Annotated in this window: 13 protein-coding genes and 1 tRNA gene; 8 read left to right on the forward strand and 6 right to left on the reverse strand. The window is 64.3% G+C overall.

The annotated features are described in order from the left end of the window. Positions 1–33: 33 nt before the first annotated feature. Together QJT82_RS26355 and QJT82_RS26360 are read left to right on the forward strand one after the other, a co-directional pair. Positions 34–1,203 carry an MFS transporter gene (locus QJT82_RS26355; protein ID WP_196238178.1) on the forward strand — a complete coding sequence of 390 codons (1,170 nt, stop codon included), beginning with the start codon at positions 34–36 and terminating at the stop codon, positions 1,201–1,203. After that, positions 1,200–2,363 carry an MFS transporter gene (locus tag QJT82_RS26360; RefSeq protein ID WP_028341444.1) on the forward strand — a complete coding sequence of 388 codons (1,164 nt, stop codon included), beginning with the start codon at positions 1,200–1,202 and terminating at the stop codon, positions 2,361–2,363. The genes QJT82_RS26355 and QJT82_RS26360 overlap by 4 nt, the downstream gene beginning before the upstream one ends. 164 nt (positions 2,364–2,527) lie before the next feature. Here the strand turns inward: QJT82_RS26360 and QJT82_RS26365 are convergent. Continuing rightward, positions 2,528–2,604 (reverse strand) — tRNA-Arg (locus QJT82_RS26365). A 130-nt stretch (positions 2,605–2,734) separates the two neighbouring features. Here QJT82_RS26365 and QJT82_RS26370 point away from each other — a divergent pair. The 3 genes from QJT82_RS26370 to QJT82_RS26380 all read left to right on the forward strand — a co-directional run bounded on the left by QJT82_RS26370 (position 2,735) and on the right by QJT82_RS26380 (position 5,316). Next, complete coding sequence (locus QJT82_RS26370; protein ID WP_028341445.1) at positions 2,735–3,814, forward strand: LLM class flavin-dependent oxidoreductase; 1,080 nt, start codon at positions 2,735–2,737, stop codon at positions 3,812–3,814. 94 nt (positions 3,815–3,908) lie between these two features. Further along, positions 3,909–4,949, forward strand: a complete 1,041-nt coding sequence (locus tag QJT82_RS26375) for an alpha/beta hydrolase (protein WP_028341446.1) — start codon at positions 3,909–3,911, stop codon at positions 4,947–4,949. Between the two features lie 109 nt (positions 4,950–5,058). Beyond that, a complete protein-coding gene (locus QJT82_RS26380) occupies positions 5,059–5,316 on the forward strand; it encodes a hypothetical protein (RefSeq protein ID WP_240536778.1) in 258 nt (85 codons plus the stop codon). Positions 5,317–5,337: 21 nt separating this feature from the next. Here the strand turns inward: QJT82_RS26380 and QJT82_RS26385 are convergent, their stop codons facing one another. Then, the gene (locus QJT82_RS26385; protein ID WP_028341447.1) at positions 5,338–5,742 is read right to left on the reverse strand and encodes a YccF domain-containing protein; all 405 of its coding nucleotides are present in this window, start codon (positions 5,740–5,742) and stop codon (positions 5,338–5,340) included. Between the two features lie 219 nt (positions 5,743–5,961). Between QJT82_RS26385 and QJT82_RS26390 the strand changes: the two genes are divergently transcribed. Then, positions 5,962–6,600 (forward strand): carboxymuconolactone decarboxylase, encoded by a 639-nt coding sequence (locus QJT82_RS26390; RefSeq protein ID WP_028341448.1) that lies wholly within the window; start codon positions 5,962–5,964, stop codon positions 6,598–6,600. Positions 6,601–6,941: 341 nt separating this feature from the next. On the opposite strand, the gene QJT82_RS26395 is transcribed toward QJT82_RS26390, so the two are convergent. Together QJT82_RS26395 and QJT82_RS26400 are read right to left on the reverse strand one after the other, a co-directional pair. Further along, positions 6,942–8,714, reverse strand: a complete 1,773-nt coding sequence (locus tag QJT82_RS26395; RefSeq protein WP_028341449.1) for an EAL domain-containing protein — start codon at positions 8,712–8,714, stop codon at positions 6,942–6,944. A 204-nt stretch (positions 8,715–8,918) separates the two neighbouring features. Further along, the gene (locus QJT82_RS26400) at positions 8,919–9,881 is read right to left on the reverse strand and encodes an HWE histidine kinase domain-containing protein (RefSeq protein ID WP_028341450.1); all 963 of its coding nucleotides are present in this window, start codon (positions 9,879–9,881) and stop codon (positions 8,919–8,921) included. A 178-nt stretch (positions 9,882–10,059) separates the two neighbouring features. On the opposite strand from QJT82_RS26400, the gene QJT82_RS26405 reads away from it, so the two are divergent. Beyond that, the gene (locus tag QJT82_RS26405) at positions 10,060–10,902 is read left to right on the forward strand and encodes a glucose 1-dehydrogenase (protein WP_028341451.1); all 843 of its coding nucleotides are present in this window, start codon (positions 10,060–10,062) and stop codon (positions 10,900–10,902) included. 105 nt (positions 10,903–11,007) lie between these two features. Next, positions 11,008–11,496 carry an AAA family ATPase gene (locus QJT82_RS26410; RefSeq protein WP_028341452.1) on the forward strand — a complete coding sequence of 163 codons (489 nt, stop codon included), beginning with the start codon at positions 11,008–11,010 and terminating at the stop codon, positions 11,494–11,496. A 172-nt stretch (positions 11,497–11,668) separates the two neighbouring features. On the opposite strand, the gene QJT82_RS26415 is transcribed toward QJT82_RS26410, so the two are convergent. Then, entirely contained in the window at positions 11,669–11,830 is a 162-nt protein-coding gene (locus QJT82_RS26415; RefSeq protein WP_155258551.1) for a hypothetical protein, read from the reverse strand. A gap of 360 nt (positions 11,831–12,190) precedes the next feature. Then, a complete protein-coding gene (locus QJT82_RS26420; protein WP_028341454.1) occupies positions 12,191–13,432 on the reverse strand; it encodes an LLM class flavin-dependent oxidoreductase in 1,242 nt (413 codons plus the stop codon). Positions 13,433–13,557 lie beyond the last annotated feature (125 nt).

The raw sequence follows: 13,557 nt of genomic DNA on the forward strand, positions 1-13,557 counted from the left end.
CTGACGCTAGAGGGGCGATCCGTCATCGCGGCGATGTGTGTGGGGCAGCTCGGTAGCTTGCTCCCGCATGTCGTCGTGCCGTCGATACTTGCCGCATTCCTGATTCCGGAATGGCACCTGAGCGGTGCGCAGGCTGGCCTTCTCGCCGGCTCGGGCGCAGCTGGCTACATGTTGACGGTGCCGGTGTTGGCCACGCTGACTGACCGGATCGACGCGCGCAAGATCCTGATTGCGGGCTCGGCGGTCAGTGCACTCGGTACATTGCTGTTCGGCCTGTTTGCGACCGGCCTCTGGTCCGGAGCATTGTTCAACGCCATTGCGGGCATCGGCTTCGCGGGCGCTTATATGCCCGGTCTCAAGGCGCTGACTGACCGGCTGGCACCCGGCGATTCATCCCGCGCGATCACGCTGTATACGTCGAGCTTTTCGTTCGGCGTCGGGCTGTCGTTCCTGGTCTCGCAGCTCGTTGCGGAAGCTTTGGGCTGGCGCTCAGCCTTCCTCGTGACAGCGCTGGGCCCGCTGATGATGCTTTCGGTCTGCTTCCTGCTGCGGCCGGTGGCGCCAAAACCCGCGCAGGGCCGCCTCTTGGACTTCGCGCCGGTGTTCCGCAACACCAACGCCATGGGCTTTGTTCTCGGCTATGGCGCCCACTGCTTTGAGCTTTACGGCATCCGCACCTGGCTGGTTGGATTCTGGACTTTCGTGGCGGTGAGGAACTCGGAAGGCTCACTCCTGACGCCCGTCGTCGTCAGCGTGCTTTTCTCCTTGCTCGCGATGCCGGCTAGCATCCTCGGCAACGAATGCGCGATCCGGTTCGGCCGACATCGCGCCATCACCGCCGTGATGTTGAGTTCTGCTTGCGTGGCGCTGCTGATCGGCGCGTTCGCCGACAAATCGCCATGGCTGTTGCTGCCACTGGTGTTGGTCTACGCCATCACGGTGCCCGCCGATTCCGGTGCGTTGACCTCGGGAATGACGATGGCCGCCGATCCTAACTACCGCGGCGCAACGATGGCCGTGCATTCGACCGTTGGCTTTAGTCTGTCGGCTTTGGGCGCGTGGGCTCTTGGCGTCGCGCTGGATGCGGCGGGCGGACCATCGAGTGCCACCGCCTGGGCGGCAGCGTTTGCCGTACTCGCGGCAGGCATTCTGCTCGGCCCCGTCGCGCTCTATTGGTCGAGGGCGAGGACGCCACAGGGATGAGTCAACGTCAGCTTCCAATCATACTGGCGCTTGGCACCAGCCAAACGCTGGCGTGGGCCTCCACCTATTATCTGCCGGCGATTCTTGCCAATCCGATCGCCCGCGACCTTGGGATCTCGTCGACTCTCGTTTTCGGCGCGCTTTCGGTCGGCCTGATCATGGCGGGCCTCCTGGGACCGCGTGTTGGGCATTTCATCGATACGTTCGGCGGCCGGGGGCTGCTTGCCGTTTCGAACGTCGTGTTTGCGGCGGGACTGGTCCTTCTTTCTTTCGCGTCCGGAAGCGTTGTGTTGATCGCGTCGTGGCTCATCCTCGGCGTTGGCATGGGGATGGGGCTCTATGAGGCCGCCTTTGCGACACTGACGCGCATGTATGGATGCGCCGCCCGCAGGCCGATCACCGGCATCACCCTGATTGCAGGCTTCGCAAGCACGATAGGTTGGCCGATCACCACGTATCTCGATGCGCACTTTGGCTGGCGGATTGCGTGCCAGGTTTGGGCGCTTATTCACATTGCGTTGGCGCTGCCGCTGAACCTGTCGCTGCCGCGCGCTAAACCATTCCAGGCGGCTTTGCCCGATGAGGCAAGCCCCGCAGAGTCGGCGCAGCAAAGCGAGACAGTCGCCATGATCCTCGTGGCTTATGTCTTTGCGGCGACCGGGTTTGTGAGTTCGGGACTTTCTGCCTTGATGCCTTCCCTGCTCTTGCAGTTCGGTGCAACACCGGCGGCAGCGCTGCTCGCGGGAACCCTGATCGGCCCGGCACAGGTGGCAGCGCGGATTATCGAAGCGGGCTGGCTTAGCCGCTACCATCCTCTTGCGTCGACTCGGCTTGCGACGGTCATGAATCCACTCGGCATAGTAGTCCTTGCGGCTGGAGGACCGGTGCTCGCCCCCGCCTTCGCCATCTTCTACGGTGCGGGCAATGGCATCTTGACCATAGCGCGCGGCACGCTACCGCTCGCACTGTTTGGGCCGCACGGCTTTGGCCGTCGCGTTGGCGTGCTATCGCTTCCGGCCCGCGCGACCGGTGCAGTCGCGCCGCTCGCCGTTGGCCTGTTTGCTGAATATCTCGGTGCAGGAGCGTTATGGATCACGGCGCTAGCGTCGGTTTCCGCATTCATCGCGCTTTTTTTCCTGCGAGCGAGACAAGCGCCATAACGGAGTGGCAACACCTTAGGCGAGGCGAACTTCTGACCGACACTGTCAGTTAGCAACCTATCGGCTCTCGGCGACGATTTTATCCAGATTGCTTACTCGCTCGCATGAGACAGAACTGGCATTTCGGTTCGGACGCTCATATCGCGTTATAAACAAAGAAAAACTGGCGCACCCGACACGATTCGAACGTGTGACCTTTGCCTTCGGAGGGCAACGCTCTATCCAGCTGAGCTACGGGTGCGTGCAGGGGTTCATTTAGCTGATTGGCTCCCTGTCGGCAACGGCGTTGTCCGGCCGCTTAAGGGCTGTAAACTGCCTCCCGACAATATGACAGGCCGCGGAAAAAGGCCGTCTTTCGAGGGAGTTTGCCCATGCGTCCGCTGGAATTCGGCTGGTATCTGCCCACGCATGGCGACACCACGGCCTATGGGCTGATGGAGGCGCAGATCGCCGGTTCGCCGGAACTCTGCGAGCGCGTGGTCGCGGCCGCCGAGGACGCCGGCTTCGAGTATCTGCTGATCCCGGTCGGCTCGGTGTGCTGGGAGGCCTGGATCACGGGCGCCTTCATGGCGGCGCGCTCTCGCCGGATCAAGCCGCTGATCGCAGCAAGGCCCGGCTATATCAACCCGGTGCTGATGGCAAAGATGATCTCGACCTTCGACCAGATGTCGGGCGGGCGAATCTGCATCAATCTGATCGCCGGCCAGAACGAGAGCGAGGTCGAGGCCGAGGGCGTGCGTCAGCCCAAGGAAGAGCGCTACGCGCTGATGGAGGAGGAGGTCTCGATCCTGAAAGCGCTATGGACGACGCGCGGCCCGGTGCATTTCGAGGGCAAGTTTCACACCATCTCCGGCGCGCATATCCGGCCGCGTCCGTTGCAGCAGCCGTTTCCAAAATTCTATCTCGGCGGCGGCTCGCGGCAGGCCTGGGAGGTGTCGGCGAAGCATTCCGACGTCCATCTGTTCTGGGGCGATCTGCCGGAGCGCATCGCGGAGAATATCGCGGAGATCCGGCGGATGGCGCGGGCGCATGACCGCGAGGATGCGATCGGCTTCGGCATGCGGCTGCAGGTGATCTGCCGCGAGAACGAGGCGGATGCCTGGGAGGCGGCCGACCAGCTGGTGCGCCACGCCACCGAGCGGCAGAAGCAGGAGATGAAGACGCTCTACAATCGCTCGGAGGCCAACCAGCGCGTGCAGCAGCTCGCGCGCGACTACGGCGATCTTCTGATGCCGCATCTGTGGACCGGCATCACCAAGGTGCGGCCCGGCGCCGGCATCGCGGTGGTCGGCGATCCCGCGCAATGCGCCGCCACCTTGCAGCAGTTCATCGACACCGGCTGCCACTCCTTCTGCCTGTCCGGCTATCTGCATGACGAGGAGGCCGAGCGGTTCGGTCGCCTGATCCGCCCGATCCTCGCCGCCAACAATCGCGGGCGGCTCGTCGCCTGAGGCGCGATCCGGAAGCTTTCCGAAAATTCACGGGTGAATCTGCGCCTGACGCGCCATGATCCTGCCGAGCTCGCGGCAGCAACGGAGTCGAACCATGCATCACCGGGCCTGGCTTGCGGCCGCGGCATTGCTCGTCGTGGCGGCGGCGGACGTACCCACAGCGTCCGCGACCCAGGCACAGACCGAGCGCGACCTGAAGCCGGTCAAGGAGATCGCCAATGCGCGGATTGCCGTCGGCAGTGCGAGCTTTCCGCTCTACCTCTCGGCCGACTGGTCCAATCCGCTGCCGGATGTCACGCGCGCCGTGCTTGTGCTGCACGGGGTGCTGCGCAATGCCGATAACTATTTTCGCGCGGCGCTGAGCGCGCAGGCCGCGGCCGGCGATGCCGGCGAGCATGCGCTGATGATCGCGCCGCAATTTTTGATCGAGTCCGATGTCGAGGCATTCAAGCTGCCGCCGGAGACGCTGCGCTGGAGCCTCTATGGCTGGCAGGGCGGCGAGCCTGCGCTCGCACCGAGCCCGGCGAGTTCGTTCGAGGCGCTCGACGCCATCCTGGCGAAGCTCGGCGACCGCAAGCTGTTTCCGAACCTGCAGCAGGTCGTCGTGTTCGGTCATTCCGGCGGCGGCCAGGTGGTGCAGCGCTATGCGATCGCGGTGAAGGGCGACCAGCTGCTGCTGCGCCAGGGCATCGGCGTGCGCTATGTGGTCGCCAATCCGTCCTCCTACGCCTATTTCACCAAGGAGCGGCCGGAGCCCGCGATCGCGGCGAACTGCCATGGCTATAACAGCTGGAAGTTCGGCATGGACAACCGCCCGCCCTATCTTGCCGAGCCTTTGCCGGCTGCGCTGGAGCAGGCCTATGTCGCGCGCCGCGTGATCTATCTGCTCGGAACGCTCGACACCAACCCCAATCATCCCGCGCTCGACAAATCCTGCATGGCGGAGGCCGAGGGGCCGTACCGTTACGCGCGCGGGCATTCCTATGCCGCCGTGATGCAGGCCCGCGACGGCGGCGCGCCGAACCACAGCGTGTGGGATGTGCCCGGCGTCGGTCATGCGGGCGGCAAGATGCTCAACTCGCCCTGCGGCCTGACCGCGGTGTTCGACATCCCCGGCTGCGAAGCGGCGCGCTAGCCCCCCGACACCAGAATTTGTGCGCGGATTCGGTGGCAAGCGGCACCGAGATCGCCTACGCTCGTGTCGCGAATGGAGCATCGCGACCGACAGCTCGATGGAGAACATCATGAGAGCAGGCTTGATCACGCTTCTGACAGCCGGTGCCTTCCTCGGCTTGACCCCGGCCAACGCCGCAGAGGGATGCGGCGACGGCTGCCACAGGACCTCACGAGGTGCCTGCGTGATCGACGGCTGGGGCACCGGCGCGCGGGTCAGGAACGAGTGCCCCGCCACCTCGCGCGCTCGCCCCCCGTGTGGCGGCGGTGGCTTCATCTGGCGGCGCGACCTCCAGGCCTGTTCGCAGACGACGAAGGATTGGCTCTAGCCGTCGACGGCCAGGCCAGCGTCACGCCGGCACGATCACCTTGCCGATCGGCCACAGCGCGATGCCGGCAAGCTTGAGATGCGCCCAGGCGAAGGGGATGCCGATGATGGTCACCGCGAGCAGGATCGCGGTGATCACATGGCCGATCGCGAGCCACCAGCCGGCCAGGATGAACCAGATCAGATTGCCGATCACCCCGAGGGGTCCGGTGCCGATGTCGGGCGTGCCGGTCACCTCATCGCGGCGCACCGCACGCGAGCCGAACGGCAGCAGCGTGTAGACCGCGATGTTGAAGGCGGCGCGCGCCCAGGGCAGCCCGATAATGGTCACAGCCATGATCACGGCGGCGACCAGCCAGCCGAACGCCATCCACGCGCCGCCGATCAGGATCCAGAGGATGTTCAGGAGGATAGACACAGGCTGCATGGCTGACACCTTCGCGCCGCTTGGGACTATTCTTTATATACGCCGCTGCCCGGCGCTGCGGTAGGTGTGGCCTAAGCGCGCGCCTGCCGTGACGAGGCGCTTCACCGGCGGCCGGCGCTGAACGACAGCTCGCACCTCATTGCATCCATCGCGACGGCCACTAATCTCGCGCGACCGGGCAGGGCGCAAAGACGCCTGCACCGAAAAGGGAGAACAACAATGAGAACAATATTCGGAGCAGGGATTCTGGCGGCGCTGGCATTGTCGGTGTCGGCCGTGCGGGCCGAGGATACCGTGCGCTTCGCGCCGCTGAAGGCGGAGGAGCTGTCGCCGGCGCAAAAGGCCTGGGCCGACATGATCAGCGCGCCGCCGCGCAATGCCAAATTCACCGCGCCGCCCTACCGCGCCTATATCCGCAATCCCGATCTGGCGCCAAAGCTGTCGAACCTGTCGGAGTATCTGCGCTGGAATACCTCGCTGCCGGCGCGGCTCAGCGAAATGGCGATTCTGATCACGGCGCGGCACTGGACCGCGCAATATGAATGGTCCGCGCACTATCCGCTGGCGATGAAGGGTGGGCTCGATCCGAAGATCGCGGATGCGATCGCCAAGGGCACGCGGCCCGAGAGCATGAAGGACGACGAGGCCGCGCTGTACGATCTCGGCGTCGCACTCTATCGCGACAGGAAAGTCAGCGACGCGGTCTACAAGGCCGCGCTGGAGAAGTTCGGCGAGCGCGGCATCATGGATATCATCGGCATCATGGGCTACTACGACCTGGTCTCGATGACGTTGATTACAATGCAGGCCGGCCCCGCGAATAACGGCGTGCAGCCATTGGCGGTGCTGGAGAAGTAGGGCGTCTGCATCGATCTCGCTCTCCTACCTCTCCCGCGCGCCGGTGGGGGCTTTCTCTACAGAACGACTCGCGATTAGACCCCGTCCCCAACCCTCCCCCGCAAGCGCAAGGCTATCGCATATGCCCCTTGGCGACCGCGCAAGTGCTTGGCCTCGTGGTTCGAGACGCGCCGCAAGCGGCGCTCCTCACCATGAGGGTCTACTATTGTGCCGCAAAACAAGACCTCATCCTGAGGAGCCCGCCGAAGGCGGGCGTCTCGAAGGATGGCCACGAGAGCACCGCCACGAAATGCGATAGCCCTGCCCGCAAGCGGGAGAGGGAGCGCAGTCACGTCACGCCCCTACCGCCGGAAACCGCTGGCGCGCGAATAGGTCTGGCGGCCTTCCAGGGCCGGGCGCGCGGCCATGCTGGCGCGCGTTTCGCTGGCGACCGGCGTCGCCGGCTTCAAATCCTCAAGGAAGATCGGCTTGGCGAAGTAATAGCCCTGGGCATAGCGGATCTTGGTCGCCGCCTGCAGATAGGTGAGCTCCTCGTAGGACTCGATGCCCTCGGCGATCACGGTCATGCCGAGCGCCTCGCTCAGCGATTCGATCGCGCGCAGAATGCCCTGGCTGCGCGGCCGCTGATGGATGTCGGTGATGAAGGAGCGGTCGATCTTGATCTCGTCGGCGGTGATGTCGGCGAGCGCCGACAGCGACGAATAGCCGATACCGAAATCGTCGATCGAGATGCCGACGCCGATGCCGCGCAGGATCGGCAGGATCCGGTCCTGGAAATGCGACCGCGTCACGAACGCGTCCTCGGTCACCTCGATCATGAAGCGTTTCGGGAAGCCGGTCTCCTCGATCGCGCGCGCGAACCGGCGCATGAATTCGAGGTTCGAGGCCTGCTTGGCGGCGACATTGATGCTGATCGTCGCCATCGGGCCGAACGTATCGTTGATCAGGTCGATCGACTTGACGATCTCCGCCAGCACCAGGAACGTCAGCTCGTCGATCAGGCCGAGCTCGACCGCGAGGTTGATGAAGGTGCCCGGCGCCTGGATCACGCCCTCGTCGTCGCGCAGCCGCACCAGCGCCTCGATGCCCTTCACCTCCTGGGTGCGGATATCGACCTTGGCCTGGAACGCGCAGCAGAAGCGCTTTTCCAGGATCGCCAGTCGCAGCGACTGCTCGATCTTCATCCGCGCCAGCGCCTCGCGCTCCATGCTGTTGTCGAAGAACGCGGTCGAGCCCTTGCCGTTGTTCTTGACGCGGTACATCGCGATGTCGGCGTTCTGGCGCAGCGCCTCGTAGCTCCGGCCATGCATCGGATAGAGGCTGACGCCGATCGAGGTCGACGCGAAGATCTCGGATTCCTCGATGAAGAACGGCGCCTTCAGCCGCTCCTGCATGACCTGGATGAATTCGGCGACTTCGTCATTGCCGCTGATCGGGTTGAGCAGCAGCAGGAATTCGTCGCCGGAGATGCGCGACAGGATATCAGTTTCGCGCAGCGCGTGGCCGAGCCGCTTCGACAGTTCGACGAGCAGCGCATCGCCGATCGCGTGGCCGTAATAGTCGTTGATGTGCTTGAAGTTGTCGACGTCGAGGAAGGCGAGCGCGAAATGGCTTTGCGAATCGTCGCGGATCAGGCCGCTGACGCGGTGCTCGATCACCCGGCGGGTCGGCAGGCCGGTCAGCTCGTCGTAATAGGCCGAGCGGAACAGCTGGTCCTCGAACGCCTTCTGCTCGCTGATGTCGGTCGAGGTCGAGATCAGGAGATTGCGACCGGCGATCCGGACCGGCCGGTGCGAGGTCAGGAACACATATTTGGAGGCGCCGCAGGAGAGCACTTCCTCGAGCACCACCGGACGGCCGCTGCGCAGGAGGTCGAGGTTGGCGGCGTGGCGCTCGTCGACCGGGGACGGCTGGCTCGCGCTGGCTGCCAGCTGCAGCTGGCTCGCTGCTGCTTCATTCACCAGGATGAGCTCGCCCTGCTCGTCCTGAACGGTCACGCCCGCCGGCAGCAGTTGGAGAAGGTCGCGCAGGATACGTAATTCATTGCTGGAAATATCGTCTTGGCCGGTCACTGCCGCGCCCGTCTGAAAATCGTGTCTGGTGAGACTGTGCATGCGCCGACCTTGGCAAAGTCCGTTGTAGTTTTGGTTAAGCGGACCTGCGAAATGCCGTGACAGAATGAGACCGCGACGGCTTTCGCAAGCCGTCGCGGCAATCGTCATTAACAGAGTATCAATGTCGGCTTTGGCCGCTGGTGAAAGCGATTGCGGCGCGCGCGGTTGCACCAACACATGCGGCTGTGCCGGAATGACGACTTATCAACAGCTCGGAAGCTTGCACTGCATGGTGCAGTGAACACCGGTCTTCAGATAACTGATCTCGGTCTTGCCGTCGAACGGCCGCAGCGCCGACTTGAGCAGCTTGGTGCCGAAGCCGGCTTCGCCGATCGCCTCGACCACCGGTCCCTCGGTCTCGTCCCAGATCACGTTGAGACGTCCGTCGTCGACGGTCCATGACACTTGTAAAAATCCGCGCGGCGAGGAGAAGGCGCCGTATTTTCCGGCGTTGGTTGCGAGCTCATGGAAGATCAGCGCCAGCGAGACGGCGAGCTTGGCGGGCAGGAACAGCTGCTCGCCATTAAGGTTGAACCGCACGTGGCCGTAGGGCCCGAGTTCCGAGCGCAGCAAATCCTTGATATCGCAGCCATAGCCGTCGACCCGCGCGATCAGATCGTCGGTCGCCGAGAGCGCGCGGATGCGATGGTCGATGCGCTGCCAGACATCGGGCCGGTCTTGCAGCGCCTGATGCAGCACGGCGTGAATGGTCGAGGACTTGTTCTTCAGCCGGTGCTGCAATTCGTCGACCACGACCTTGCGGTATTGCTCTTCCTCGATCAGCCTTTTGGAAACTTCGCGCTGCTGAGCGACCAGGGAGCGGTAGTGCTCCACGCCCCAGATCGCGATGCCGCACACAACCCAGAAGATCATCAACAGCGCAAAGCGCGCCGGATCGGCGTGCGCGCCGCTGAAATTGAGCACCACGCCGAGCAGCCCGCTCGCCAGCGCGGTTGCGATCCCGATCCGGAAACCGCCAAGGGCGGTGGCAAAGAACACCGCCGGGAAATAGGGCGTGAAGAACACGTCCGGCCGGATCTGGGCGAGCCCGAAGCGCGCGGCCGTGGCCAAAACGAGACAAAGCACCGCGAAGGCGACCGCAAGCCGCACCGACGGCTGGACATCGCCCCGCCAACACGCCCTGAAATCATCGATCCATTTCGCCATTGCTCGTTCCAGTTCACGTGAACAGGCGACCCAAAATAAGGCCGCTGCGACCGAAAAACCGCAGTTGTGGCCTTCTGGCCACAGGCGGACCTCGCGAGCGTGGCGGCGTGCAAGTGCTTGTATTGGCAGCAGGAGCTGGGGAATATCCGCAACATCATACGTAAGTTGAGGGACCGATATGGGACGGCTGGACGGCAAGGTCGCGGTGATCACAGGCGCGACCAGCGGCATCGGGCTACGCACGGCGGAGATCTTTGTCGCGGAGGGCGCGAAGGTCGTGATCGCCGGGCGCCGCGCGCCGGAGGGCGAGGCGCTGGCGCAACAGCTCGGCGAGGCTTGCGTGTTTCGTCAGACCGACGTCACGGTCGAGGAACAGATGCAGGCGCTGATCGCGCTTGCGGTCGAGAAGTTCGGCCGGATCGACTGCCTGTTCAACAATGCCGGCGGCCCGGCGCAGACCGGGGGCATCGAAGGTCTCGACGTCGAGCGGTTCGACGCCGCGATGGCGACGCTGGTGCGCAGCGTCATGCTCGGCATGAAGCATGCCGCGCCCTACATGCGCAAACAGGGCTCCGGCAGCATCATCAACAATGGCAGCATCGCCGGACGGCTCGCCGGCTTCTCCTCGTCGATGGTCTACGGCGCCGCGAAGGCCGCGGTCATCCATTTCACCAAATGCGTGGCGATGGAGCTCGGCGAGTCCGGCATCCGCGTCAACTCGATCTCGCCCGGTGCGATCGCCACCGGCATTTTCGGCAAGGCGCTCGGATTGTCCACGGAAGCGGCGGAGAAGACCGCGGCCGTGATGCGCGAGGTCTACAAGGCGGCACAGCCGATCCCGCGCGCCGGCCTGCCCGACGACATCGCGCATGCCGCGGTGTTCCTGGCGAGCGACGAGTCGAGCTTCATCAATGGCCATGACCTCGTGATCGACGGCGCCATCACCGGCGGCCGCAACTGGAGCCAGCAGCAGGCGGGCTACGTCTCGCTACGCAAGGCGTTCGATCAGGGGGCGGGGTAGCGGCATCCGTCATTGCGAGCGACGCGATTTGTCCGCAGAAGCATTGGCGAAGGCGGAAGCAATCCATAACGTGCACGGCAGATTCCTTGAGGGCGAGGAAAATGCATGACGCGCGTCTTGATCACGGGCATGTCTGGAACGGGGAAATCGTCCGCGATCGAAGAGCTGGTTGCGCGAGGTCATCAGGCTTACGACCTTGACACGCCCGAGTGGTCTCAATGGGTCGACACAGATCCCGCAGACACGCTGACGCCAACGCAAGGAAAGGACTGGGTCTGGCGAGAAGATCGCGTTCGCGCGCTCCTGTCCAAGCCAGGAGACGGTACGTTGTTCATTAGCGGCTGTGCCGAGAACATGCGCCGACTTTTTTCCATGATCGATGTCATAGTCCTTCTCTCGGCTCCTATCGCAACAATCATGGAGCGGCTTGCGATGCGATCCGGCGGCTACGGTCAAATCGCGGAGGAGCGGGACAAGGTTTGCCATTTGATCTCGACCATCGAGCCTCTGTTACGGAAGTCTGCTCACTACGAGATCGAAACAGCGAGGTCGGTCACCGCAACCGTCGATGAAATTCTCCGAATATTGCAGTGACGGCGCAGCTGTTGAAGCTGCTGGTCGCGAAGGGTGACAAGCGACACAAGCCGGCGTCGCTGGCATCAGGTGCGGCAAATTAACCCGACGGGCAAATTAGCGCTTCCGTCGTCGGGCAAATCAGATGTTCAATTCCGCCCGTCTCACCCGATCGAGGGGCGCTTCGCGGTCGTCACGAACGCGGCGTGGGATGCGGTGGACGCTGATTGCGCAACTGACGCAGAAGCTGCGGCGTATAGGTCCCGGCCTGCGCCGGGACGACGCGCGGGAAGAATTGTGCACTCACGTCGGTGTCCGGGCGATCCAGCGCGCCGCGGCCTCTCGGCTCAAGCATCGACGTCTCTGGATCACCCGCATGCGCATGCGCGGGTGATGACACCGCGTTGTTTGACGTCTTGAATCGCGACCCATCCTCACCGTCGTCCTGGCGAAGGCCAGGACCCATTATCCCGAATGTTCATTGTCGAGCGACGCTGGGGCCACGATTCCTTTCACAACGAAATGTGGTGGTTATGGGTCCTGGCATTCGCCAGGACGACGCGGGGTCGGAGTCGCGCGCTACCTCATCACCGTCATGCTGAGGTGCGAGCGAAGCGAGCCTCGAAGCACGACGGCCCGACTGTGGCCGTGCATCCCTCGATACGCGCTTCGCGCTCCTCACGATGACGGAACGAACGGTGGCGCCGCGGCGCCCTCACACCTTCTGCTTGGCCGCTGCCTTCGCAAGATCCGGTGCATTCACCGCGGGGATCGCGACGCGGCCGGGGCCGGTTTGTTGAAGCGCGGCGGCGGCCTTGTCGTTCTGCATGATCTTGGCCATGACAGCCTGGCCGGCGCGTTCGAACACGGCGCGGTTGTCGATCAGGAACTGGCGCGACTTGCGCAGGCCGTCGATATAGCCGTTGATCTCGGGCACGACATAGCGCGCGACCATGTCCCAGCTGCGGCGGGTGTTTTCCGGATTGGCCCAGTCGTGCGCGAAGCCGATGATCGAGCCGACACCGCCCGACACATCGACCAGATTCTTGATCATCTTGATCAGATCATCCGGCGTGCCGATGGTGGACGCGGCGCCTTCGACGAAGGCGGTCTTGTCGACGGCCTCGTCCGGCGAAGAGAACGCGGTCAGGCCCGGCCGCATCAGGGTGCCGACATTATATTCGTTGTGCCAGCGCATCAGCCCGGCGCCGGCCTCGCGCCGCGCCTGCTCGCGGGTCTCGGCGATGTGCCAGGACAGCAGCACGCGCCAGTTGGAACGGCTCACGGTGGTGCCGGCCTTCTTGGCGGCGTCCTCGGCGAACTGCCATTGCTGCGGCAGCGCCATCAGGCCCTGGGTCGACATCGAGCCGAGCGAGATGATGCCGATGCCGTATTTGCCGGCGAGCGTCATGCCCGATGGCGAGATCTGCGAGGCCACCACGAACGGCATGTCCTCCTGCAGCGGCAGGATCTGCAACGCGGCGTCGTGCATCTCGAACCAGTCGGTCTTGGCGGTGACGCGCTCGCCGTTGAACAGGCGGCGGATCACCGAGATCGCCTCGTCCTGGCGGTCGCGCTGGGTCATCGGGTCGATGCCGAGCGTATGGGCGTCGGAGGCGAGCGCACCGGGGCCGGAGCCGAAGATGGCGCGGCCGCCGGTCATATGGTCGAGCTGCACCATGCGCTGCGCGACGTTGAAGGGGTGGTGATAGGGCAGCGAGATTACGCCGGTGCCGAGCTTGATGCGCTTGGTGCGCTCGCCGGCGGCGGCCAGGAACATTTCCGGCGAGGCGATGGTCTCCCAGCCCGAGGAGTGGTGCTCGCCGCACCAGAATTCGTCGTAACCGAGCGCGTCGAGCTGCTCGACGAAATCGAGGTCGCGGCGGAATTGCAGCATCGGATGCTCGCCGATCGGGTGATGCGGGGCGAGGAAGGCTCCGAATTTGAGGCGCGCCATGGGTCGTTCTCTCCGGACTATTGTTATCGGGGGCTTTCCGCCAACCTACGGGGTGGCCCGGGGCAAGGCAATGCTCGGGGGTTGCGGCGGTCGCATGGTTGTTGCGCAAATCGGCGGCGATTGCC

This window comes from Bradyrhizobium sp. Mp19 (assembly GCF_029952935.1).
Lineage (GTDB): Bacteria > Pseudomonadota > Alphaproteobacteria > Rhizobiales > Xanthobacteraceae > Bradyrhizobium > Bradyrhizobium elkanii.

Excerpts from the sequence above, each read along its gene's own strand:
- QJT82_RS26395 (WP_028341449.1), bottom strand. The coding sequence starts at position 8,714 with ATGCACAGTCTCACCAGACACGATTTTCAGACGGGCGCGGCAGTGACC.
- QJT82_RS26400 (WP_028341450.1), bottom strand. The coding sequence starts at position 9,881 with ATGGCGAAATGGATCGATGATTTCAGGGCGTGTTGGCGGGGCGATGTC.
- QJT82_RS26420 (WP_028341454.1), bottom strand. The coding sequence starts at position 13,432 with ATGGCGCGCCTCAAATTCGGAGCCTTCCTCGCCCCGCATCACCCGATC.
- QJT82_RS26415 (WP_155258551.1), bottom strand. The coding sequence starts at position 11,830 with ATGCTTGAGCCGAGAGGCCGCGGCGCGCTGGATCGCCCGGACACCGAC.
- QJT82_RS26380 (WP_240536778.1), top strand. The coding sequence starts at position 5,059 with ATGAGAGCAGGCTTGATCACGCTTCTGACAGCCGGTGCCTTCCTCGGC.
- QJT82_RS26370 (WP_028341445.1), top strand. The coding sequence starts at position 2,735 with ATGCGTCCGCTGGAATTCGGCTGGTATCTGCCCACGCATGGCGACACC.
- QJT82_RS26355 (WP_196238178.1), top strand. The coding sequence starts at position 34 with ATGTGTGTGGGGCAGCTCGGTAGCTTGCTCCCGCATGTCGTCGTGCCG.
- QJT82_RS26360 (WP_028341444.1), top strand. The coding sequence starts at position 1,200 with ATGAGTCAACGTCAGCTTCCAATCATACTGGCGCTTGGCACCAGCCAA.
- QJT82_RS26385 (WP_028341447.1), bottom strand. The coding sequence starts at position 5,742 with ATGCAGCCTGTGTCTATCCTCCTGAACATCCTCTGGATCCTGATCGGC.
- QJT82_RS26405 (WP_028341451.1), top strand. The coding sequence starts at position 10,060 with ATGGGACGGCTGGACGGCAAGGTCGCGGTGATCACAGGCGCGACCAGC.
- QJT82_RS26375 (WP_028341446.1), top strand. The coding sequence starts at position 3,909 with ATGCATCACCGGGCCTGGCTTGCGGCCGCGGCATTGCTCGTCGTGGCG.
- QJT82_RS26390 (WP_028341448.1), top strand. The coding sequence starts at position 5,962 with ATGAGAACAATATTCGGAGCAGGGATTCTGGCGGCGCTGGCATTGTCG.
- QJT82_RS26410 (WP_028341452.1), top strand. The coding sequence starts at position 11,008 with ATGACGCGCGTCTTGATCACGGGCATGTCTGGAACGGGGAAATCGTCC.